Below are 22,446 nucleotides of genomic sequence, written 5' to 3' on the forward strand. Positions count from 1 at the left end.
TCCGGCACGCGGCGATCCGCCTTTTCCGTGAGGTCCGGTCGGGTCAGGCCAGTTCCTCCGGACCGAGCACCTCCGAGAGCGGACGCCGCGGAGTCGGCGGCACCTCGACCCCCATGCCGAGCCGCAGCACCATCTGCGCCGTCCCGTAGTGCCGTGCCTCCGAGCCGACTTCGGCGCGCAGTTCGGCATTCTCCAGCGGCTGGTTGGCGAACGACGCGGCGACGCCGTACCGGGTCCCGGTGACCAGGACGCGCATCAGCGCCTGCCCCGCGGTCAGCCAGGCGAGGGGCGTGTCGCCGCGCGTCTCCAGCACCGCGACGGCGGGGCGGCTCTCGAAGGCGATCGTGCCGCGGCCGGGGACGTCCCGGCCGACGGCGAGGTCGCGTACCGCACCCGTCGGGTCGAGCGGCCGCGGGCCCAGGCTTCCGGCCGGCACGCCGTCGAGGCGGTGGACCGCGTCCGGGGCGTCGACCCAGCGGGCGCGCTCCTCGCGGAGACGGTCGTCCTCCAGCCCGGTCGCCTCGCGGATCAGCGTCAGCAGCCTCTCGTACGCGGGCTCCTGCTCGACACCCCGCAGCCACGCACCCTCGTCGCGCGCCGCGTCGCGCAGGTTCTCCAGCACGAGGGACGGAATCGGCGTCTCCCGGAAGGGCGCGCGGTGGGTGCGGCGGCTGGGCAGGCTCCAGTAGAGCGTGTCGAACCGCGGGTCGGGGGCCGAGCCGGTGACCCGCACCAGGGCGACCGAGAGCGGACCGCCGCCCGGGAGCAGGACGGTTTCGGTGCCGAGGCCGAGCGAGGCGTACCCGAGCCGGGCCGCGAACGCGGCGGCGCCGCAGGCGATATGGGCCTCGCGGCCGGTGGGATCGCCGAGCCGGAGGGTGCGCCGCGGGTCGATGTGCACTTCGAGGTCGTCACCCGACCACCGGAACCACCACGGTTGGGTGTTGTGCTTGGACGGTGCCGAGGTCGCGGCACGCAGGATCCGCTCGCGCTGCTCGGGGGTGAGGGTCGCGCTGCTCATGGTGTCCTCCCGGGCGAGGCGGCCGCCGGGGGGCCGCCTCGTGTTTCCAGGCTCCTGCGCGCGTGCGGGGCGCCCAAGGGACTTCCGACCCTCTTGAGCGGGCCGAACGGCCCTGCCCTGGCCCGCCCCGATCCGCGAGGCTGGACGCGCCGGCGGCAGGCGCGGTGCGGCACGGAAACGCCACGGCTGCCTCCGGAACCGCGGGCCGCCTACCGCGCAGCGCGTTGCGCAGGGAGAGGTGCCCGGCCGACGGGTCGCGGAACAGCACGACCCACCGCGCGGCACGGTCACATGGGAGAGGTGTCCACGGACGCCGGATCGCGGAAGAGCACCACCTTGAGCGCCTGCGACTCCGCGGCACGAGCGAACAGATCGTAGGCGTCCGTGATTTCGTCCAGCGCGAAGCGGTGCGTGACGAGCCCGGTTGCGTCCAGGCGCCCGGCGGCCAGCACGTCGAGCAGCATCGGCGCGCTCGCGGTGTCGACGAGCCCGGTGGTGATGGTGGTGTTGGTGACCAACAGGTCCTCGATGTGCAGCGCGGCCGGGGGGCCGTGCGGGCCGATGCTCGCCACGTGCCCGCCCGAGCGGACCAAGCGGGCGCACAGGCCGAACGCCTCGGGCCGGCCGACCGCCTCGATCACGACGTGCGCGCCGCAGCCGTCGCCGGTCATCGCCCGGACCGCCTCCTCGGGGTCCTGACCGGGGGTGAGCACGGCGTCGGCGCCGAGGCGCTTGGCGGCGTCCAGGCGCGCGGTGTCGGGGTCGATCACGATCACGCTCGCCGGGCTGTAAAGGCGTGCGGTCAGCAGCGCGGCGAGGCCGATCGGGCCCGCGCCGACCACGGCCACGGTGTCGCCGGGGCCGACGCGGCCGCTGCGGACGCCCACTTCGTACGCGGTCGGCAGGATGTCGGAGGCCAGCACCGCGGCTTCGTCCGCCACGCCCGCCGGCAGCTTGTGCAGGGAGTGGTCGGCGAACGGCGTGCGGACCAACTCGGCCTGCGTTCCGTCGATGCGGTGCCCGAGCACCCATCCGCCGCCGCCGGAGCACTGGCCGTACGCGGCCGCGCGGCAGTGGCGGCAGCGCCCGCACGCGGTGACGCAGGAGACGAGGACGCGGTCGCCGGGGCGGAGGGTGCGCACCCCGGGTCCCACCTCCATGACCGTCCCGACGGCCTCGTGGCCGAGGATCCGCCCGGGCTCGGCGCGGGGGCCGCCGCCCCGGAGGATGCGCAGGTCCGTGCCGCAGAGGGTGACCGCGTCGACGCGCACGACCGCGTCCTCGGGGTCGCGTATCTCCGGGTCGGGGACCTCCTCCCAGCGGATGCGGTCGGTCCCGTGGTAGGTCAGCGCCTTCATGGCGGGTACTCCTTCGTCGGTGGGCAGCGTCGAGCGTCCCGCCGACGGGTCGGTCCGCCACAGGGCCGTTCGGCCCATGCGGTGCGGGCGGCCGTGGTGTGGACGAGGTCGTGTCCTTCGGATCTTGGTGCCGCTCACGTGTTCCGGTGCCGTGCATCGCAAGGCGCGGGCCGAAGCTTGTACTCGGTCATCCGAAGGACGCGACACGGGCCGCGGCGGTCAGATGGCGCCCGGCGGCCTGGCCTGCTGGATCTCGGTGGCGAACACCGCCGCCTGCACCCGGCGTTCGAGGCCGAGCTTGTTGAGCAGCGCGGACACGTAGTTCTTGACGGTCTTCTCTGCGAGGTCCATCTTCCGGGCGATCTGACGGTTTGTCAGACCTTGGGTCACGAACCCGAGCACCTCGCGCTCCCGCGCCGACAGGTCGGCCAGCCGCGGGTCGACGGTGCTGCCGGACCGGACGCGCGCGAGAACCTTCGTGGTGACCACCGGGTCGAGCAGCGACTGCCCGCCCGCGACCCGGCGGACGCCGTCGACCAGGTCGTTGCCGCGGATCTGCTTGAGCACGTAGCCCGCGGCGCCCGCCATGATCGCGGCGAACAGCGCGTCCTCGTCGTCGTACGAGGTCAGGATGAGCGCCCGGATGTGCGGGAAGCGGGAGCGGACCTCGCGGCACACGTCGATGCCGCTGCCGTCCGGGAGGCGGCCGTCGAGCACGGCGACGTCCGGGTTGAGTGCGGGGATGCGGCGTACGGCCTCCCGGGCGGAGTCGGACTCGCCGACCACCTCGATGTCCGGCTCCGCGCCGAGCAGATCGGTCAGGCCGCGGCGCACGATCTCGTGGTCGTCGAGCAGGAACACCCGGATCGGGGACGTGATCACGGCGGTTCCTTCCGACGGCGGTGCGGGTCGACGGTCGAGCCTCCCGCGGCCGGCCGCCACGCTACAGGGCCGTTCGGCCCTGGTGGTCGGGGCGGCGGGCCGGTTGGTGCCGGACATGCGCAATAGGGCCTTCGCCGCGAATGCCCGAGTCGCCTGGCAAACCGTTCAGGCGGCAGAATGGCGCCGTCGACTGCACCGGAGCCGTCGAACACGACTCCGTGGCGGGGAGACTCATGCCCGACGAAGCCGAAGTGCCCGGCATCCGCGAACGCGCGCCGCTGCCGCGGATGCGCCTCGACGAACTCCTGGACGAACTCCAGGCGCACATCGGCGTCGTACGCGCGACCCGGGACCGCGTGCACACCCTCCTCGAAGCGGTCCTCGCGGTCGGCAGCGACCTGGAACTGGAAACGGTGCTGCGCCGCATCGTGGCCTCGGCGATCTCGCTGGTCGACGCGCGCTACGGGGCCCTGGGCGTGATCGGCGACGAGGAGCGCCTCGCCCGGTTCCTGCCGGTCGGCATGAGCGCGGAGACCATCGCCGGCATCGGTGCCTTCCCGTCCGGGCACGGCCTCCTGGGGCTGGTCATCCGCGACCCGCACCCGGTGCGCCTGCACGAGATATCCGACCATCCCGACTCCGTCGGGTTCCCGGCGAACCACCCGCCGATGCACAGCTTCCTCGGCGTCCCCATCCGGATCCGGGACGAGGTCTTCGGCAATCTGTACCTGACCGAGAAGCGCGGCGGCGCGGCCTTCGACGAGGACGACGAGGCGGTGCTGCGCACCCTCGCCGCCGCGGCCGGCGTGGCCATCGAGAACGCCCGGCTGTACGACCAGGCGCGGCGGCGCGAACAGTGGCTGACCGCCGCGTCCGAGCTGACCCGCAGCCTGCTGTCCGGCGACGCTCCGGGGGACGTCCTGCGCTCGTTCGCCGAGACCGTGCGCGAGATGGCCGGTGCGGACCTGGTGACCGTGGCCGTCCCCATGCCGGGCGCCGAGGACCTGGTGGTCGACGCGGCGGCCGGGCCGTCCGCCGAGCGGGCGCGCGGGCTGCTGCTGCCGACCGGCTCGACCCTGGCCGGGAAGGTGTACGCGTCGGGCGAGACCGCGGTGTGCGAGAACCTGGCGTCCGACCCTCGGGTGCACCGCCACGTGATGCACGGCTTCGACGGCGGCATGGGCCCGGCGTTCATGCTGCCGCTCGGCACGCCGGGGAACGTGCGCGGCGTCCTCCAGGTGATGTCCCGCAAGGAGCGGATGCCGTTCTCGGAGACGGTCGTTGCGATGGTGGCCGGGTTCGCCGGGCACGCCGCGCTGGCCCTGGAGGTGGCCGAACGGCGGCGCGAGGCCGAGTTGCTCACCGTCTTCCAGGACCGCGACCGCATCGCGCGCGACCTGCACGACGTCGCCATCCAGCGGCTGTTCGCGTCGGGCATGACGCTCCAGGGCGTCACCCGGATCGTCGACCGCCCGGACGCGGCCGACCTGATCATGCGCACGGTCGACGACCTGGACGAGACGATCCGGCTCATCCGCTCGACCATCTTCTCGCTCAAGGCGCGCGAACGCGGGCAGGGCCCCGGACTGCGCTCCCGCGCCTTGCAGTTGGCCGACCAGGCGGTCGCACAGCTCGGTTTCGCGCCGACGCTGCGGCTAGAAGGGCTGCTCGACACCGCGGTTCCGGAGGACTATGCGGACCACGCCATCGCCGTGCTGCGCGAGGCGTTGTCCAACGCGGCCCGGCACGCGGGGGCGACGGCGGTCGAGGTGGCGTTGGAGGCCACCGCCACCGAACTGCGGATCGCCGTCACCGACAACGGAGTCGGCATCCCCGCGGACCGTGAACGCAGCAGCGGCCTGGCGAACCTGGCCGAGCGGGCGGCCGAGTTGGGCGGGGATTTCAGGGTCGGCGCGCGGGACAGCGGCGACGGCGGGAGCGGCAAGAGCGGCACCGCGCTGCGGTGGCGGGCCCCGTACCCGGCGACCGCGCGGCCCTGAGCGCGTTTGTGTGAGAGCGGTTGCGGACGTGCCCGGGCGGCGGGCCGCGTGACGGTCGTGCCCGAGGGGCCGAGGGGCCCTTGACGGTTGGCGTCCACACGGGCCCGTCCGGTCCCGTGCGATGCTGCGTGGGGACGGCTTTCCGCCCGCCGACGGTGGTCAGGCGTACTCGCCGCGCAGCAGGCCGCTGAGTTTTTCGCCTGCCCGCTCCTTGGCCCGGCGCACGTCGTCGGCGCTCACCCCGCGCTCCTTCGCGGTCTCGTCGATGAACGCGTCGGCCGCCTGTACGGCCAGGTCGTGGGCGCCGGCCAGGGTGCGCGGGCGGCCGTGGTGCGCGACGTGCCCGTCCCAGGCCATCGCGCCCGCGTACGCGCCGGCCTGGGCCAGGAGGTCGGCGTCCACGCGCTCGCCGTGCGGAGCCGAGCGACACTCGTGGAATCGTGCGGCTTCCTCGCTGTCATCCGGGAAAAGAGCCATCGTGGGTCCTCCGTTCCTCCCGTGAATGCCGTGATCGCAACACTGTCATTCGTCGATCAGCGTCGCGGCGCCGTGCAGGACCGCGGCGTTCTCGGTGGCCAGGCGCAGCCGGGCGTTGAAGCGCCGGACGCGCTCGTCCTCGGGGCAGCCCCGCCCGTACGCCGGCCAGGTCCCCGGCGGCAGGAGCTCGACCACCACCATGCCGTGCGCCTCCGCCGCGTCCAGCCATGCCGGCGTCGGGTCCATGGGCGCGGGCAGCAGCCACGTCTGCCGCTCGCCGACGAGGGTCAGCGCGACCACGTACCCGCGGTGCACGAGCACCTGCGCGGTCGTCGGCGGCGGCTCGCCCAGGCACAGACCGAAGCCCGACTCATGAGCGTGGTCGACCAACAGCGGATAGTCACCGGCCGCCGCCTCGACCAGGGCCTCGGCCACCGGCGGCCCCGGATCGCCCGCGTCGTCGGGGACGAATTCGCGGAGCGCCAGCGCCACGCGGAGCTGCGCCTGACGCGCGGCAGACGGGTAGGTGCCCATACGGACCTCCGGCCTGTGGTGCCGACCCCGAGCCGATCGTCCTGGGTGGTGGCTACCCGCCACGCCGCCTCCCAACCGGCCGGCGGTGTCTCTCCGGGCGGGGCACGCGGCGGATGCCGGACGGCAAACGGCCTGCGGCGGATCTTGTAGAAGTCTACGAACAGCCGGTGTCGGCCCGCGGACCTCTTCATGTCTTCCACCCCTACCTGACAGTGCCCGGCGGGCTGTGTACTCGGGTCAGACGACGCGCAGTCCGAGCTGCGACGAAGCGAGGGGTGAGTGACACGGCGGAATCTGCACACTCGGCCCGGACCGACTCGGCCCACAGCCACCCGCCCCCGACTCCGGCTGCCGAGAATTCAGACAGTGGAGGCTTCCTGATGGTCAACCAGACCTCGCCCGCCCGCAGCCCGCAGGCGCTGGACGAATTGATCGCCGGCGGGATCGGCGACAGCCCGCCGCGGCCGGACGGGACGCTCAAGGTGCGGGGGGAGTACGCGTACTCCTCCGACCTCTGGGCGGAGGACATGCTGTGGGGCGCGACCCTGCGCAGCCCCCACCCGTATGCGCGCATCCGTTCCGTCGACATCGGCCCCGCGCTCAGGCACCCCGGCGTGTATGCGGTGCTGACCCACGAGGACATCCCCGGCGAGAACATCTACGGCCTGAAGGTGGCCGACACGCCGGTGCTGGCCGCGGATGTCGTGCGCTACAAGGGCGAGCCGGTGGCGCTGGTCGCGGCTGACCACCCGGAGACGGCTCGGCGCGCGATGGAGAAGATCGTGGTCGGGTACGAGGTCTTGGAACCGGTCACGGACCCTGAGCGGGCCGCGCACGACGACACGTTGCCGAAGCTGCACCCGGACGGAAACGTCGTCCGGTACCAGCCGATCATCCGCGGAAATCCCGACGCCGAGGCCGATGTCGTGGTGTCCGACGTCTACACCATGGGCATGCAGGACCAGGCTTTCCTGGGACCGGAATCCGGGCTGGCCGTTCCCGCCGAGGACGGCGGCGTGGACCTCTATCTCGCCACCCAGTGGCTGCACGTTGACCAGCGGCAGACGGCCCGCGCGCTCGGGCTCCCGCTGGAAAAGGTGCGTTTCACGATGTCGGGGGTGGGCGGCGCTTTCGGCGGCCGCGAGGACCTTTCCATGCAGATCCACTGCTGCATGCTGGCCCTGCGCACCGGCCGTCCCGTGAAGATGGTCTACAACCGCGAGGAGTCGTTCTACGGCCACGTGCACCGGCACCCGGCCAAGATGTACTACGAGCACGGCGCGACGAAGGACGGCAGGCTCGTCTACGTCAAGGCGCGGATGTATTTCGACGGCGGCGCGTACGCGTCCAAGACCCCGGTCGTGGTCAGCAACGCCACGTCCCTCGGCGTCGGCCCCTACCGGGTTCCCAACGCCAAAATCGAGGGCTGGGGCCTCTACACCAACAATCCGCCGTGCGGCGCGATGCGCGGACTCGGGGCCGTGCAGCCGGCGTTCGCGTACGAGCTGCAAATGGACAAGCTCGCCAAGGCGCTGGATATGGACCCGGTGACGGTACGCCAGATCAACGCGATCGAAGAGGGCGCCACGATGCCGACCGGGCAGGTGTTGGACTACCCCGCCCCGGTCGCCGAACTGCTTGAGCGGCTGCGCGCGATCCCGCTTCCGCTGGAGAACCGGACCGAGCCGTTGGACGTCCGCGACATGCCGGGCGGCATCTCCAACACCACGCACGGCGAAGGCGTCGTCCGCGGAATCGGCTACAGCGTCATCATCAAGAACATCTCGTACGCCGAGGGCGCCGACGACTACTCCACCGCCCGGGTCCGCCTGGAGGCCATCGGCGGTCAACCGGTCGCGATGGTGCACACCGCGGCGGCAGAGGTGGGGCAGGGCCTGGTCACCGTCCAGCAGCAGATCGCCCGCACCGAACTCGGCGTCGAACGCGTGAACATCCACCCGAACGACACCAACGTCGGTGACGCGGGGTCGAGTTCGGCATCGCGGCAGACGTACATCACGGGCGGCGCGGTCCGGAACGCGTGCGAGGCCGTCCGGGACGCGCTGTTCGCGCGGGTCGCCGAGCGCTTCGGCGAGGACCCGGCGGACCTGTCGCTGGCCGGCGGCAAGGTGGTCTCCGCGACCACCGGAGTGCTCGCCGACCTCGTCGACGTGCTCGGCGACGAGGCGATCGAGGAGACCCGCGAGTACCACCACCGGGAGACGTACGCGATGGACCCGGTGACCGGGCAGAGCCCGCGCGTGCACGTCCAGCACGCGTTCGCCGCGCACCGGGCGGTCGTGGACGTGGACCGGGACCTCGGCCTCGTCAAGGTCGTGCAGCTCGACTGCGCGCAGGACGTGGGCAAGGCCGTCAACCCCGACGCCGTCGTGGGGCAGATCCACGGCGGGTCCACGCAGGGGCTCGGCCTCGCGGTGATGGAGGAGATCCAGGTCAAGGACGGCCGCATCCGCAACGCGTCGTTCACCGACTACCTGATCCCGACCATCATGGACACGCCGCCGATGAAGGTGGACGTGATCGAACGGGCCGACCCGAACGCGCCGTACGGGGTGCGCGGCGTCGGTGAGCCGCCGACCATCTCGGCCACCCCGGCCATCGTGAACGCGATCCGCGACGCGACGGGCCTGAATCTGACGCACACACCGGTCTCGCCGGAGCACATCGTGGCGGACTGACGGTGCGCGCGATGACCCGTCCTGCCCGCCCTCCGACATGACCGTGACGTCCGCCGGATGTCGCGCCAACGCCCTTAACCACGCCCCGAGTTGTGCGTCAGGACGTCGAAACTTCGTCCGGACGCGTCCGGCACGCGCCGGGAAGCCGGGGAGCCCCCCGACCACCTCCGACAGGAGTAGCCGTGACCGCGAACACCCAAGAAGTCGGCATCGAGGAACTCGAACTCGTCTGGATGAACGAGGCGATCAAGCTGGCCACCGACAGCGTCGCGAACGGCGGCGGCCCGTTCGGCGCGCTGATCGCCATGGACGGCGCCGTCGTCGCGATCGGGAACAACCAGGTCACCGCGAATCTGGATCCCACGGCACACGCCGAGGTCAGCGCCATGCGGGCGGCCTGCAAGCAGTTGGACCGGTTCTCGCTGGAGGGGTGCATCCTCGTCACGTCGTGCGAGCCGTGTCCGATGTGTCTGTCCTCCGCGCTGTGGGCGCGCCTTGACCGGATCGTCTACTCCGCCGACCGGCACGACGCGGCAACGGCGGGCTTCGACGACCGCAAGTTCTACGACCTGTTCGAGAAGAAGCCCGCGTCGATGTGGCCGACGCCGGTCAGGCAACTGGACCTGCCGAACCGCACGGCGCCGTTCGACGCGTGGCTGGCCAAGGCGGACCGCATCGATTACTGAGCCATTGTCTGTGGGTGTCAACCCCCTTGCTGCCGACGGAGGTTGATGGTCGCCAACGGTGGGCGTCGCGGCGGTTCCGGTGGCCGGGACCGCCGCCGCGCGCCGTCCGAAAGCCTCCCCGGCCGGCCCCCGGGTCCGCCTAAGCTGGTGCGGTGACCTCACCGTTTGCGATTCCCCCGGGCGAACAGCGGTACGTCGACGCGGCGTCGGACCTGGCCCCGCAGTTCGCCGCGGCCGCCGACGAACACGACCACGAGGCAAGCCTTCCGGTCGCCAACCTGACCGCCCTGCACAAGGCGGGCCTGGACATGGCCGCCATGCCGGTCGAACGGGGCGGCGCGGGCCTGTCGTACCAGGCGCTGGGCGAGATCCTGCGCATCGTCGGCAAGGCGTGCCCGGCGACCGCGTGCGTTTGGATGATGCACCTGGGCGCCGCACAGGCCCTGGTGACGTACGGGCCGCCCTTCTACGCCGAGGAGTTGCGGGCCGGCAAGCGCTTCGCCAACGCCCTCTCCGAACCGACCGGCGGCAACCTCTTCCTGATGCCCCTTCAGCGCGCCGAGCCGGTCGACGGCGGCTACGAACTGGACGGCGCCAAGCGGTTCGTGTCCGGCTGCGAGATCGCCGACCACTACCTGGTCAACGCACTGCTCGACGACGGGCCCGGATTCTTCGGCGTACCGCGCGACGACACCGTCGAGATGGTGCCGATCTGGGACTCGATGGGCCTGCGCGGCACCCGCAGCCAACTGCTGAACTTCCGCGGGACGCTGCTGCGCCACGAGAACCGCTGCCTGATCACCGACCCGTCGGCGCCGAACATCATCGCGCTCGGCCTGCCCTGGCTGTCCATCGGGATCGCGGAAGCCGCGCTCGACGCGCTGACCGGGCACGCCCGCGGGCGCATCGTCCCGACCACCGGGAAGCCGGTCGGCGACTTGCAGTGGGTGCAGTTCGACGCCGCGGACTCGCACGTGAAGCTGCTGGCCGCACGTACGCTCGCCGAACGCTCGATGTGGCTCGCCGACCGGAACGTGCCGGGTGCCCTGGAGGCCGCGGTGGAGGCGAAGCTGTACGCCAACCAAGTGGCCAAGGACATCGCCGAGTTCGGCCTGCGCGTCGGCGGTGGATCCGGCTACCTGCGGACCTCCCCGATCCAACGGCACTTCCGCGACGCGCAGGCCGGGGCGCTCATGGCGTTCTCGGTCGAGGTCTGCCGGGACATGCTCGGCAGGCGCCTGGTCGGCGGGGACCCGGTGTGACCGCGGACCGACCACTTCGGGGGCGGCCCGGCTGCGGAGAACTCCCGGGACGGGGCAGGCACTTCGTGCCGATGGCGATCCCGGTCGAGCGGGAGACGCGCCCTGTCTACCGCGCGAACCTGCGGATCCGATAGCGCAGTCCGGACGCCGAGGTCTGCCGGCCGGAGTCTTCGGTGACACGCCACGACTCGTCCGGAACGGGCGCGTAGGTGTCGCCTTCCACCACCACGTCGACGTCCGTGACCCAGAGCGTCGTCGCGTGCTCCAGTGCGGCGCGGTAGATCTCCCCGCCGCCGATCACCCACACCTCGGCGGCGCCGCCTCCGGCCGCCAACTCCAAGGCCCCTTCCACCGACCCGGCGCGCTCCGCCCCCTCGGCGGCCCACCCCGGATGGCGGGTCACCACGATGTTGCGCCGGTCGGTCAGCGGGCGGAAGCGCGGCGGCAGCGAGTCCCAGGTCTTGCGGCCCATGACCACCGGGTGGCCCAGCGTGGTCGCCTTGAAGTGCGCCATGTCCTCGGGGACGCGCCACGGAATGGTGTTGTCCGCGCCGATCACCCCGTCGGGGGTCTGCGCCCAGATCAGCCCGACGTTCACACCGCGACCGGGGCCTTGATGGCCGGGTGGCTCCGGTAGTCGAGCACCTCGACGTCCTCGAACGCGTAGTCGAAGAGCGAGTCCGCGCGGCGCAGGCGCAGCGTGGGGAACTCGTACGGGGTGCGCGAAAGCTGCTCGGTCACCTGGTCGACGTGGTTGTCGTAGATGTGGCAGTCGCCGCCGGTCCAGATGAAGTCGCCCGGCTCCAGGCCGACTTGCTGTGCCACCATGTGCGTCAGCAGCGCGTAGCTGGCGATGTTGAACGGGACGCCGAGGAACAGGTCCGCGCTGCGCTGGTAGAGCTGGCAGGACAGCTTGCCGTCGGCCACATAGAACTGGAAGAACGCGTGGCAGGGCGCGAGCGCCATTTTGTCCAGCTCGGCGACGTTCCACGCGGACACGATCATCCGGCGCGAGTCCGGGTCGCTGCGCAGCGTGTCCAGGACACCGCGGATCTGGTCGATGTGCCGGCCGTCCGGCGCGGGCCAGGACCGCCACTGCACGCCGTAGACGGGCCCGAGGTCTCCGTCCGCGTCGGCCCACTCGTCCCAGATGGTCACCCCGTGCTCGTGCAGCCAGCCGACGTTGGAGTCGCCGCGCAGGAACCACAGCAGCTCGTACACGATCGAGCGCAGGTGCACCTTCTTGGTGGTGACCAGCGGGAACCCCTGCGCGAGGTCGTAGCGCAATTGGTGCCCGAAGACACTTCGGGTGCCCGTGCCCGTCCGGTCGGCCTTCGCCGTCCCGGAACCGAGCACCAGCCGCAACAGGTCTTCGTACTGGGTGTCCGCCACAACCAGGGAGTCTACTGACCGCCGGGACCATCCGACGACGAGCACCCGCGGCCCCGCCGGGCGTGCCGCGGCCGGGTCAGGGGGTGCCGGGTCTGAGGTGGGTGCGTTCGCCTTGGGGACCGAAGAGGACGAGGAGTTCGACGGGGTTTTCCCCGTCGGCGCCCAGCCAGTGGGGTACGTGGGTGTCGAACTCGGCGGCTTCGCCCGCGGTGAGGACCAGGTTGCGGTCGCCGAGTACCAGGAGCAGGCGGCCGGAGAGCACGTAGACCCATTCGAAGCCCTCGTGTGTCTTGAGGTCCGGGTCGGTACCGGGCGGCCGGGGCGGAATGAGGAGTTTGTGGGCCTGGACGCCGCCGGGGCGGCTGAGCGGGACGTACGTCATGCCGTCGCGCGTCACCGGGCGCAGGTGGATGCGCGGGTCCCCGGTGCGGGGTGCGCCGACGAGGGCGTCGAGGGGTACGGCGTACACCTCCGCCAGCGGAAGCAGCAGCTCCAGCGTCGGCTTGCGGGTGCCGCCTTCGAGACGGGACAGCGTGCTCTCGTTGATGCCGGTGTGTTCGGTCAGGTCGGCCAGCGTCAGCCCGCGCCGACGCCGCAGCTCGCGCAGGCGCGGGCCGACCGCGTCCAGGACGTCCTTTGCCGCGTTCGCCATACCCACCAGCTTGCCGAAACGGCAAGAGTGCTTGCAACTCCGGCAGGGCGGGGTGCAGCGTCGGGGAAGCGGCTGGGCACGGTCGGACGCGGGGCGCGTCGGGACGTGTGAGCGGCGGGACGTGCGGCAACCCGCACACCGACCCCACCCAGTCGCGCACGGCACGCGACCACGACCGACCTTGCAGAGGCCCATATGCAGCAGCACACCGACTCCTCCTCCGACTACTCCTCCGACCCCTCCTCCGACGTCGAGCCCGACCCGGAGTCCGACTCCGCGGCGCACTGGGAGAGCCACTACTCCCGCCTCGACCCCGACTGGGGCAGCCGGGCCAACCCCGTGCTCAGGGACCTGGTCGGCATCTTCGCGCCCACCCCGGGCACGGCCCTCGACGTGGGCTGCGGACACGGCGGCGACGCGGTCTGGCTCGCCGGTCTCGGTTGGGACGTCACCGCGGTCGACGTCGCCCGGACGGCCCTCGACCGGGTCGCGGACGCCGCCCGGGCCGCAGGCGTGTCCGACCGGGTGCGTCCGGTACGCCACGACCTCGCCCGCACCTTCCCCGCCGGCACCTTCGACCTCGTCAACGCGAGCTACTTCCACACGCCCGTCGAGATCCCGCGCGCTCAGGTGCTGCGCCGGGCCGCCGCGGCCGTGGCCCCGGACGGGCTGCTGATCCTCGTGGAACACGCCTCGTCGGCCCCCTGGTCGTCGCACTTCGGCCAGGACGTGCGGTTTCCCACCGCCGCGGAGACCTTCGCCTCGCTGGACCTCGGCGACGGCTGGCACACCGAGCGCTGCGACGAGCCGCGGCGCGTCGCGACCGGGCCGCACGGGGAGACCGCGCCCGTCGTGGAGAACGTCATCGTGGTGCGCCGCACCGGAAAGTGAGGAGCGCCGTGCCCACCCGCCGTGCCGCGTCCGGCACCCGCCGCCGCAAGGACACCCCGCCGCCGCGCACCGCCGACAGCGAGGCCGAGGTCCTGCGCGGGTTCCTGGACTACCTGCGCGCGTCGATCGCCGCGAAGGTCGAAGGGGCCCCGGAGCCGCAGGTCCGCGCGCCGGCGGTGCCGTCCGGGACCAGCCTGCTCGGGCTGCTCAACCACCTGATCGCGGTCGAGGGCGCGACGTTCCTCGGCGAACACGTCGCCGACTGGCAGGCCACGTTCCGGCCGGCCGCCTCGGACACCGTCGCCGACCTCGTCGCGCGCTACCGGGAGACGGTCGAGCGGGCCAACGAGGCCCTGGACGGGTACCCGGACCTCTCCGCGCGGCTGTCCCGGGCGGGGCGACCCGGTCCGGGCCCCAGCGTGCGGTGGGCGCTGACCCACATGATCGAGGAGACCGGACGCCACGCCGGGCACGCGGACATCATCCGCGAACTCATCGACGGCTCGACCGGCCGCTGACCGCGTCCCCAGGGGAGCACAGACCCGCCCGCGGTCCGCGCCGCGCCGCCGGTCGCCTGCCGTCCGCGGCGGCCCGCGGCCGACGTACCCGATTGCCCTACCACCGGACGGCCCATTGCGGGCATGCCCCCGTGTTTCCCCGGGCACGAATCGCGCGCGTGGTGGCTGCCGGATGCCGGCGGAGGCGGACGGCGACGCGACGTGTGATGCGCCGCGAACGTCTCCGCCCCCCGGTCCGGCGGTGCGCCGCCGCGTACCCGAACCGCGGAGAATCGGAGGCGTTGGCTGTGCACGAGATGGTCCTTGACGCCGGGGACGGCGAACGGCCTCGCGCCTGGCACGTGGCCCGGCCCGGAACGGCCGAGCCACTGTGCGGGGTGCCGATCGACGCGGTGGAGCCCGCGCGCGTCAGCGACCGCGACGACAGTGCGCTGCACTGCGCGGACTGCCTGGCCGCGTACGCCGACCTCGTCGCCACCGCGTGACCGCGGCCGGGCCCGCGGCCGCGGTGTCACGCGTGGGCGTCCTGGTGGCGGCGGGCTCGGCGGAGTTGTTCGGTGAGTCCGGCGACGGTGGTCGCCAGGGATCTGGCGTGCGCCTCGGCACGGCGGGCACGTTGGTCGGCTTCGCGCACCAAGTCCCGGAGGATGGCCGGGTCGTCGAAGTTCGCGTCGCCGCCGGGGCCGGTGTCGAGCAGGGTGGGGACGGCGCTCAGTTCCGCCGGGAGTTCGGCGAGGGCGGAATGCCGTCGGATGTCGGCGATGGTGAACAGGCCGGTGACGCCGGGGGTTTCGACGTCCGACGCAGCAGCCAGGCGGAGTTCGCCGTCCGGAAGCAGCGCACTGCCGCCGAACTCGCCGTCGCCGCGCGGCAGATAGACCAGGACCGCGTCGTCGCCGCACGCTCGCGGCGCGTTGAAACCGGCCCTGCGGCCGAAGCGTCCGGCGGCGGGCGGCATGAGCAGGTGCAGTCCGGCATGCCCGGCCGTACGCGCCGCGAGGCGCACCATCGCGGCCTCCCACGCCGCGCGCCGGGCCGACGGGGCGTCGGCGGCGACCAGCAGCGGCAGGCGGCGGTGCGGGTCGGTGACGGCGTCCTCCAACTCGGACGCGTCCGCGGTGCTCATGACCGCGCGCGGGAGCGCGGTGAGCCGGGCGACCGTGCCGTCGCGGGCGTCGACCGCTTCGAGCAGCCCGCGGACCAGCCCGGGGACGGCGTCGGCGAGAGCGCGCGAGCCCAACGCCGTGCCGGTGGGGTGGGGCGACGCGGTGCAGGTGAGCAGCACCCACGAGTTCCCGGCGTCCGGGCTGCGGACGACGAGCGCGGCGTGCCCGGCCATGCCGAAGCGGAGGCGTCGGCGCGTGGTGACCGCACCGTCCTCGCCGCGCCCGGACTCCGCGAGCAGGTCGACGCCGCCGCCCACGTCGGTGATGCCGACGTCAAACGCGTCCGGGTCGAAGCCCGGCACGGTGTCGTGCAACCAGGCGCGCAGCGGTGCGTGGACGGCGGCGGCGACCGCGCGGTGCGGGGCGTCGACGCGGAAGAACACCCGTTCCTCCGCGGTGCCTTCGGGCGGCTCGTGCATCGGCGCCTCCGCTGGCGTGTCGGCCGTGGTGCCCGGCACGCGGGGCCGGGCGGCCCGGGTGCGGTCCCGCACCGGGTGCGGTCTCCAGCAAAGCACCCGGACCCGCGCCGGGGTGGACCGCCACTCCGGACGGGTGGCGGCGTTCGCCCGGATGGTGGGCCGGAGCCCGCGCGGCGTGCCGCCGAGGCGTCGGTGGGCGGCCGTACTGTCGGAGCAACGAGCGCGACCGATGCCGATGCCTTCGACCGAAACCGATGACCGACGAGGACTCCACATGCGCAACGTGACGTATTCGATGGGTGTTTCCCTCGACGGCTACATCGTCGGGCCGGACGGCACCTTCGACTGGACGGTGCCCGGCACCGAGGTCTTCCGGCACTCCATCGACGAGATCCAGGGCGTGGGCGTCCACCTGATGGGCCGCCGCCTGTACGAGACGATGCTCTACTGGGAGACCGTGGACCCGAAGGAACTGGACGACGCGGAGCGCGAATGGGCCGCGTTGTGGAACCCGCTCCCCAAGGTCGTGTTCTCCAACACCGTCACCGCCGTGCAGGGCAACGCCCGCCTGGCGTCCGGCAGTCTGGCCGAGGAGATCGAGCGACTGCGGGCCGAGCCGGGCGAGGGCGACATCGGGATCGGCGGGGCGACCCTCGCCGTGGAGGCGGCCGCGCTGGGCCTGATCGACGCGTACCGGATCCGGTTCTTCCCGGTGCTGGTCGGCGGCGGCATCCCGTTCTTCCTGCACGACGAGCGCCGGGTGGACCTCGAACTCGTCGAGGCCCGCACCTACGACGGGCAAGTCCTGTATGCCCACTACCGCGTGAAGCGGTAACCCAGTCCGGGTCGGAGTCCGGGCCGGAGTCCGAGTCCGAGCCAAGGCGTGCCGACCGATCACCCCGGCATCTGGTCGAGCACGTGGTCGCGTGCCTCGGCGTATCGTTCGCGCACGTGGCTGCCCGACACGCCGGCGTCGTCGTAGCGGAGGGTGCCCGGGTAGGGATGGTAGTCGGGAGGCGCGCTGCCCGGGCCGGTGAGGGCCCAGGCGGCCTGGCGGGCCGCGCCGAGGGCGACGTACTCGGCCGGGCGCGGCACCGAGACGGGCAGGCCGAGGACGCTCGGCGCGATGCGGCGCACGGCCTCCGCCCGGGCCGCGCCGCCGACCAGCGAGACCCGCTCGACGGCGACCCCCGCCGAGCGCAACGCGTCCAGGCCGTCGGCGAGTCCGCACAGCATGCCCTCGACCGCGGCCCTGGCCAGGTGCCGAGGCGTGGCGTTGGCCGTGGTCAGGCCGTGCACCGCGCCGGTCGCGTGCGGCCGGTCGGGGGTGCGTTCGCCGGTCAGGTACGGGACCAGGACGACGCCGCCCGCGCCCGGCGGTGCGTCCAGGGCGAGTTCGGACAGGGTCTCGTGGTCGACGCCGAGCATCGCGGCGGTGGCGTCCAGGACGCCGGCCGCGTTGAGCGTGCACACCAGCGGCAGGAAGCGCCCGGTCGCGTCGGCGAACCCGGCGATGGTCCCGGTGGGGTCGGCGGACGGCGTCTCGCAGACCGCGAAGACCGTGCCCGAGGTACCCAACGACACCACCACGTCGCCGGGTTCGACGCCGAGCCCGAGCGCCGCGCCCATGTTGTCGCCGGTCCCGGCGCCGACGGTGACGCCCCCGGCCCGGCCCGCGGGGTCGGCCGCGCCGACCAGGCGGGGCAGGGCGGGGACGCGTCCCATCGCCAGGGCCAGCAGGTCGTCGCGCCAGGCGCCCTTGGCGGGGGAGTAGTAGCCGGTGCCGGAGGCGTCGCCGTGGTCGGTGGTGAGTCCGCCGATCCCGCCCGCGCGGTCGCGCAGCCGCCAGGTGAGCCAGTCGTGCGGGAGGCACACGGCGGCGGTGGCAGCGGCGGCGTCCGGCTCGTGCTCGGCGAGCCAGCGCAGCTTGGCGACCGTGAACGAGGCGAGCGGGACGCTGCCGGTGTCGCGCGCCCACGCGGCCGGTCCGCCGTGCTCGCGGACCAGGTCGCGGGCGGCGCGGGCGGACCGCGTGTCGTTCCACAGCAGCGCGGGGCGGACCGTCGAGCCGCCCGCGTCCAGGCAGACCATGCCGTGCTGTTGCGCGGCCACCGCGACGGCGTCCACGCCGTCGAGGCCGCCCGCCCGGGTGAGCGCGGTGCACAGCGCCTGCCACCAGTGCTCCGGGTCCACCTCGGTGCCATCGGGGTGCGCGGCCCGGCCGGACCGCACGACGGCGCCGGTCGTCGCGTCGCAGACGAGCACCTTGCACGATTGCGTGGACGAGTCGATCCCCGCGACCAACCGACGGCGCTGCATGTCAGCGGGCTCCGAGAAGGTGCTCGACGGCGAGCTGGTCGAGGCGTTCCACGTTGCACTCGCGTGCCCCGGCCGCCTCCGGGTCGAAGACGTCGGCGGCCAGGTCCGCGTAAGTCTCGCCGGGCGCGAGGGTGGGCACGGCCAGTTCGGGCACTTGGGCCGCCTCAAGAGCGGCTCGGACCTCGGGGTCGGCGCGGAACGCCCGCACGCGCTCGCGCAGGATCAGGTACGTGCGCATGTTGGCCGCCGCAGCGTCCCACACGCCGCGCGGCCCCTCGGTGCGCAGCGGCTTGAAGTCGAAGTGCCGCGGGCCGTCGTAGCCGCCGTGTTCGAGCAGGTCGACGAGGAAGAACGCCCCGCGTGTGTGCCCGTGGCCGAACACGAGGTCCTGGTCGAAGCGTGCGCCGTTCTGGCCGTTGAGGTCGATGTGGAAGAGCTTGCCCGCCCACATGGCCTGCGCAACCCCGTGCACGATGTTGAGTCCGGCCATCTCCTCGTGGCCGACCTCCGGGTTGACGCCGACCATGTCGGGGTGCGCCAGCTCGGCGATGAACGCGAGCGCGTGGCCGACCGTGGGCAGCAGGATGTCGCCGCGCGGCTCGTTGGGCTTGGGTTCGAGGGCGAAGCGCAGGTCGTAGCCCCGGTCGAGGACGTACTGGCACATGAGGTCGACGGCTTCGCGGAAGCGGTCGAGCGCCGCCTTGACGTCCTTGGCGGCGCCGGACTCCGCGCCCTCGCGACCGCCCCACATCACGTAGGTGCGGGCCCCGAGTTCGGCGGCGAGGTCGACGTTGCGCATCACCTTGCGCAGCGCGAAGCGGCGCACCGAACGGTCGTTGGAGGTGAACGCGCCGTCCTTGAAGACCGGGTGGGTGAACAGGTTGGTGGTCGCCATCGGGACGGCCATGCCCGTCTCGTCCAGGGCGGTCCGGAAGCGGGCCACGGTCTTCTCGCGCGTCGCGTCGTCGGAGCCGAACGGGATCAGGTCGTCGTCGTGGAACGTGACGCCGTACGCGCCGAGTTCGGCGAGCCGGTGCACGGTCTCGACCGGGTCGAGGGGCAGGCGCGAGGCGTCGCCGAAGGCGTCCCGCGCAGGCCAGCCGACGGTCCACAGTCCGAAGGAGAACCGGTCGTCCGGGGTGGGGCGGTAGTCGGGCACGGCAGCCTCCGCGATGATTAGTCCAGTACATGGACTAATTAAGTGGCGGCGGTCGGCGGAGTCAAGAGCCGGTCGGGGGTCGGGGGCGCGGGAGGGACGCCGCGGACGGCGTTCCGCGGCGCGGACTCGCCCGCACGACCCCGGACTTTGTCCTTCGCAAGTGAAAATATTGGCCCTGAATCGCGAAACTTCTTCACCTCGCGGGCGAAAGTGGCTAGGTTCGGCCCCGGCCACCCCGGGCCGGACCGCCGGGCGGGGCCCTGGCACGATCCCGGCAAGGCGCCGCGCCCGGCCCCGGCAGATCCCCGGCAACGGCGCGCCGCGGGCCCGTACAGGGAACGATGGACGTCGCCCGCCGCAGCCCGCGCGGGCGGATCCACACGGACGTGATTGGGGAACGGTGCACGATGGAACGGGTGTTGCGGACACTGACGCCATGCGCATGACGACCCGGCCGGAGAACGGGCACCAGGCACGCCTGCTCGCGCTCCTGCGGGACGGCGGCCCGCGGTCGCGCGCGGAGCTGGGCGACCTCGTGCACATGTCGCGCTCCAAGGTCGCCGTGGAGCTGGACCGCCTCACCGAGCTCGGGCTGATCGAGAACGCGGGCCTGGCGGCGTCGCGCGGCGGCAGACGGTCGGGCATCGTCTGCCTGGCCCCGTCGCTGCGCTTCGTCGGCATCGACATCGGCGCGACCTCGATCGGCGTCGCCGTCACGGACGGCGAACTGAACATCCTGGGCAGGCTGTCCGAGCCCTGCGACGTACGTCAGGGGCCGGACGTCGTGCTCGGCCTCGCGCTCTCCCTGGTGGCGAAACTGCGCGACCAGGGACTGCTGCCCGAGGTGCACGGGCTGGGGCTGGGCATACCGGGACCGGTGAGCTTCCGCGAGGGCGTGCCGGTCGTACCGCCGATCATGCCCGGCTGGGACCGCTACCCCGTACGCGAGGCGCTGGGCCGCGAGTTGGGTTGCCCGGTCCTGGTCGACAACGACGTCAACATCATGGCCGTCGGCGAACAGCACGCGGGCTCGGCCCGCTCGGTCGACGACTTCCTCTTCGTCAAGATCGGCACCGGCATCGGCTGCGGGATCGTGGTGGACGGTGGCGTCTATCGCGGCGCCTCGGGCAGCGCCGGGGACATCGGGCACATCCGCGTCTCGGCGAACGGGCCGACCTGCGCCTGCGGCAACATCGGCTGCCTGGAGGCGTTCTTCGGCGGCGCGGCGCTCACGCGGGACGCCCTCGCGGCGGCGCGTTCGGACGCGTCCCCGCACCTGGCGGCCCGCCTCGCCGAGGCCGGCGAGCTGCGGGTCGAGGACGTCGCCCAGGCGATGATGGCCGGCGACGCCGCGGCGATGCGCCTGGTCCGCGCGGGCGGGCAACGGGTCGGCCAGGTGCTCGCCAGCCTGGTGAGCTTCTTCAACCCCGGCCTGATCGTGCTCGGCGGGAGCGTGCCGGGACTGCTCGGGCACCCGCTGCTGGCCGAGATACGCAGCGTCGTCTACCGCCAGTCGCTGCCGCTGGCGACCGGGAACCTGCCGATCGTGCTGTCCGAACTCCGGGACAGCGCCGGGATCATCGGGGCCACGCGCTTCATCAGCGACCACATCTTCTCGGCGCCCTGAGGAACGGGGTCCGGGCCGGGCGCCTCCGGGGCCGCCCGGCCCGGGGCGCCGGACCGCCGGACCGCCGGACCGCCGGACCGCCGGACCGCCGGACCGCCGGACCGCCGGACCGCCGGGGCGCCGGGGCGCCCGGAGACAGCACCGCACGAGCCGAACGACCGAACCGACACGCCCGACCGACCGGGCACGGACCAGGGAGAAGGCACCATGGCGCGACCGATCACGCTGTTCACCGGCCAATGGGCCGACCTGTCTTTTGAAGAGGTCTGCCGGCTAGCCTCCGGCTGGGGCTACGACGGCCTGGAAATCGCCTGCTGGGGAGACCACTTCGAGGTCGACCGGGCGCTCGCCGAGGACGACTACGTCGCCGGGCGGCAGGAAGTCCTGGACAAGTACGGCCTCAAGGTCTGGGCCGTCTCGAACCACCTCGTGGGGCAGGCCGTGTGCGACGCGGTCATCGACGCCCGGCACGAGGCGATCCTGCCCGCCCGGATCTGGGGCGACGGGTCGCCCGAGGGCGTGCGCACACGCGCCGCCGAGGAGATCAAGGACACCGCACGCGCCGCGGCCCGCCTGGGAGTTGCCACCGTCGTCGGGTTCACCGGGTCCTCGGTGTGGCACACGGTCGCGATGTTCCCGCCGGTGCCCGAGTCGATGGTCGAGGCGGGCTACCGGGACTTCGCGGACCGGTGGAACCCGATCCTGGACGTGTTCGACGAGGTCGGCGTGCGCTTCGCGTTCGAGGTGCACCCGAGCGAGATCGCGTACGACTACTGGACGACCGTGCGCATGCTGGACGCGGTCGGGCACCGTCCGGCGTTCGGACTGAACTGGGACCCCTCGCACTTCGTGTGGCAGGACCTGGACCCCGCCGCGTTCCTGCTGGACTTCAGGGACCGGATCTACCACGTCGACTGCAAGGACGCCCGGGTGCGCACCGGGGACGGGCGCCGCGGCCGGCTCGGTTCGCACCTGCCGTGGGGAGACCCGCGCCGCGGCTGGGACTTCGTGTCCACCGGGTTCGGTGACGTGCCGTGGCAGGACTGCTTCCGGGCGCTGAACACGATCGGCTACGCCGGCCCCATCTCGGTCGAGTGGGAGGACGCCGGGATGGACCGGCTGTACGGCGCGGCGGAAGCGCTGGCGTTCGTGCGCCGGATGGGCGCGATCGAGTTGCCGTCGGCGTCGTTCGACAGCGCGTTCTCTTCGGGGCCGGCGGAGGACTGAACACGGGGCCGACCCCGAAGACCGGCCGACGTCTGAACGAGGGCCGCACGACGGCCGAAGCGCGGGACCGACCCGAAGCCGGCCGACGATTGAACGAGGGCCGGACGAGACCCCGAAAGCGGGGCCGAGCGGCCCCGAGTCCGGTGGGGGGGGGGGG

21 protein-coding genes are annotated in these 22,446 nt (G+C 73.0%); 10 read left to right on the plus strand and 11 right to left on the minus strand.

Translation table 11 applies throughout. The features are described 5' to 3' along the window. Window positions 1-43: 43 nt before the first annotated feature. The 3 genes from ACRX5S_RS02950 to ACRX5S_RS02960 form a co-directional block, all read right to left on the minus strand. Entirely contained in the window at window positions 44-1,021 is a 978-nt protein-coding gene (locus tag ACRX5S_RS02950; RefSeq protein ID WP_436771083.1) for an Acg family FMN-binding oxidoreductase, read from the minus strand. 287 nt (window positions 1,022-1,308) lie between these two features. Then, window positions 1,309-2,379 carry an alcohol dehydrogenase catalytic domain-containing protein gene (locus ACRX5S_RS02955; RefSeq protein WP_436771084.1) on the minus strand — a complete coding sequence of 357 codons (1,071 nt, stop codon included), beginning with the start codon at window positions 2,377-2,379 and terminating at the stop codon, window positions 1,309-1,311. A gap of 219 nt (window positions 2,380-2,598) precedes the next feature. Continuing rightward, window positions 2,599-3,261: a response regulator gene (locus ACRX5S_RS02960; protein ID WP_436771085.1), complete on the minus strand. Its 663-nt coding sequence runs from the start codon at window positions 3,259-3,261 to the stop codon at window positions 2,599-2,601. Between the two features lie 233 nt (window positions 3,262-3,494). Here ACRX5S_RS02960 and ACRX5S_RS02965 point away from each other — a divergent pair, with 233 nt between their 5' ends. Further along, the gene (locus ACRX5S_RS02965) at window positions 3,495-5,261 is read left to right on the plus strand and encodes a GAF domain-containing protein (protein ID WP_436771086.1); all 1,767 of its coding nucleotides are present in this window, start codon (window positions 3,495-3,497) and stop codon (window positions 5,259-5,261) included. A 159-nt stretch (window positions 5,262-5,420) separates the two neighbouring features. Here ACRX5S_RS02965 and ACRX5S_RS02970 read toward each other — a convergent pair whose 3' ends face one another. Both ACRX5S_RS02970 and ACRX5S_RS02975 read right to left on the minus strand, forming a co-directional pair. After that, entirely contained in the window at window positions 5,421-5,738 is a 318-nt protein-coding gene (locus ACRX5S_RS02970; RefSeq protein ID WP_436771087.1) for a DUF3759 domain-containing protein, read from the minus strand. Window positions 5,739-5,783: 45 nt separating this feature from the next. Then, window positions 5,784-6,272: a hypothetical protein gene (locus tag ACRX5S_RS02975; protein WP_436771088.1), complete on the minus strand. Its 489-nt coding sequence runs from the start codon at window positions 6,270-6,272 to the stop codon at window positions 5,784-5,786. Between the two features lie 380 nt (window positions 6,273-6,652). On the opposite strand from ACRX5S_RS02975, the gene pucD reads away from it, so the two are divergent. From pucD to ACRX5S_RS02990, 3 genes are all read left to right on the plus strand, one after another. After that, window positions 6,653-8,971 carry a xanthine dehydrogenase subunit D gene (gene pucD / locus ACRX5S_RS02980; protein WP_436771089.1) on the plus strand — a complete coding sequence of 773 codons (2,319 nt, stop codon included), beginning with the start codon at window positions 6,653-6,655 and terminating at the stop codon, window positions 8,969-8,971. A gap of 182 nt (window positions 8,972-9,153) precedes the next feature. Next, window positions 9,154-9,657: a nucleoside deaminase gene (locus ACRX5S_RS02985; protein ID WP_436771090.1), complete on the plus strand. Its 504-nt coding sequence runs from the start codon at window positions 9,154-9,156 to the stop codon at window positions 9,655-9,657. 152 nt (window positions 9,658-9,809) lie between these two features. Then, window positions 9,810-10,919: an acyl-CoA dehydrogenase family protein gene (locus tag ACRX5S_RS02990; RefSeq protein WP_436771091.1), complete on the plus strand. Its 1,110-nt coding sequence runs from the start codon at window positions 9,810-9,812 to the stop codon at window positions 10,917-10,919. 106 nt (window positions 10,920-11,025) lie between these two features. Here the strand turns inward: ACRX5S_RS02990 and ACRX5S_RS02995 are convergent, their stop codons facing one another. From ACRX5S_RS02995 to ACRX5S_RS03005, 3 genes are all read right to left on the minus strand, one after another. Then, entirely contained in the window at window positions 11,026-11,517 is a 492-nt protein-coding gene (locus tag ACRX5S_RS02995; RefSeq protein WP_436771092.1) for a dihydrofolate reductase, read from the minus strand. Continuing rightward, the gene (locus tag ACRX5S_RS03000) at window positions 11,514-12,311 is read right to left on the minus strand and encodes a thymidylate synthase (protein ID WP_436771093.1); all 798 of its coding nucleotides are present in this window, start codon (window positions 12,309-12,311) and stop codon (window positions 11,514-11,516) included. The genes ACRX5S_RS02995 and ACRX5S_RS03000 overlap by 4 nt, the downstream gene beginning before the upstream one ends. 76 nt (window positions 12,312-12,387) lie before the next feature. After that, entirely contained in the window at window positions 12,388-12,963 is a 576-nt protein-coding gene (locus tag ACRX5S_RS03005) for a helix-turn-helix domain-containing protein (protein WP_436771094.1), read from the minus strand. Window positions 12,964-13,158: 195 nt separating this feature from the next. Between ACRX5S_RS03005 and ACRX5S_RS03010 the strand changes: the two genes are divergently transcribed. From ACRX5S_RS03010 to ACRX5S_RS03020, 3 genes are all read left to right on the plus strand, one after another. Next, window positions 13,159-13,854, plus strand: a complete 696-nt coding sequence (locus ACRX5S_RS03010) for a class I SAM-dependent methyltransferase (protein WP_436771095.1) — start codon at window positions 13,159-13,161, stop codon at window positions 13,852-13,854. 8 nt (window positions 13,855-13,862) lie between these two features. After that, window positions 13,863-14,372 (plus strand): DinB family protein, encoded by a 510-nt coding sequence (locus ACRX5S_RS03015; RefSeq protein WP_436771096.1) that lies wholly within the window; start codon window positions 13,863-13,865, stop codon window positions 14,370-14,372. 281 nt (window positions 14,373-14,653) lie between these two features. Then, window positions 14,654-14,857 (plus strand): hypothetical protein, encoded by a 204-nt coding sequence (locus tag ACRX5S_RS03020; protein WP_436771097.1) that lies wholly within the window; start codon window positions 14,654-14,656, stop codon window positions 14,855-14,857. Window positions 14,858-14,883: 26 nt separating this feature from the next. Here the strand turns inward: ACRX5S_RS03020 and ACRX5S_RS03025 are convergent, their stop codons facing one another. Continuing rightward, window positions 14,884-15,957, minus strand: coding sequence for a hypothetical protein (locus tag ACRX5S_RS03025; RefSeq protein WP_436771098.1), 1,074 nt, complete (start codon window positions 15,955-15,957; stop codon window positions 14,884-14,886). Window positions 15,958-16,231: 274 nt separating this feature from the next. Here ACRX5S_RS03025 and ACRX5S_RS03030 point away from each other — a divergent pair, with 274 nt between their 5' ends. Continuing rightward, a complete protein-coding gene (locus ACRX5S_RS03030) occupies window positions 16,232-16,792 on the plus strand; it encodes a dihydrofolate reductase family protein (protein WP_436771099.1) in 561 nt (186 codons plus the stop codon). 59 nt (window positions 16,793-16,851) lie between these two features. Here ACRX5S_RS03030 and xylB read toward each other — a convergent pair whose 3' ends face one another. Next, the gene (gene xylB, locus ACRX5S_RS03035) at window positions 16,852-18,276 is read right to left on the minus strand and encodes a xylulokinase (RefSeq protein WP_436771100.1); all 1,425 of its coding nucleotides are present in this window, start codon (window positions 18,274-18,276) and stop codon (window positions 16,852-16,854) included. A gap of 1 nt (window position 18,277) precedes the next feature. Further along, window positions 18,278-19,435: a xylose isomerase gene (xylA, locus tag ACRX5S_RS03040; RefSeq protein WP_436771101.1), complete on the minus strand. Its 1,158-nt coding sequence runs from the start codon at window positions 19,433-19,435 to the stop codon at window positions 18,278-18,280. A 442-nt stretch (window positions 19,436-19,877) separates the two neighbouring features. Between xylA and ACRX5S_RS03045 the strand changes: the two genes are divergently transcribed. Beyond that, on the plus strand, window positions 19,878-21,062 hold the full coding sequence (locus ACRX5S_RS03045) for an ROK family protein (RefSeq protein WP_436771153.1): 1,185 nt from the start codon (window positions 19,878-19,880) through the stop codon (window positions 21,060-21,062). A gap of 207 nt (window positions 21,063-21,269) precedes the next feature. Beyond that, entirely contained in the window at window positions 21,270-22,289 is a 1,020-nt protein-coding gene (locus ACRX5S_RS03050; protein ID WP_436771102.1) for a sugar phosphate isomerase/epimerase family protein, read from the plus strand. Window positions 22,290-22,446 lie beyond the last annotated feature (157 nt).

The sequence above is a fragment of the Yinghuangia sp. YIM S09857 genome (assembly GCF_051388915.1).
GTDB lineage: Bacteria > Actinomycetota > Actinomycetes > Streptomycetales > Streptomycetaceae > Yinghuangia.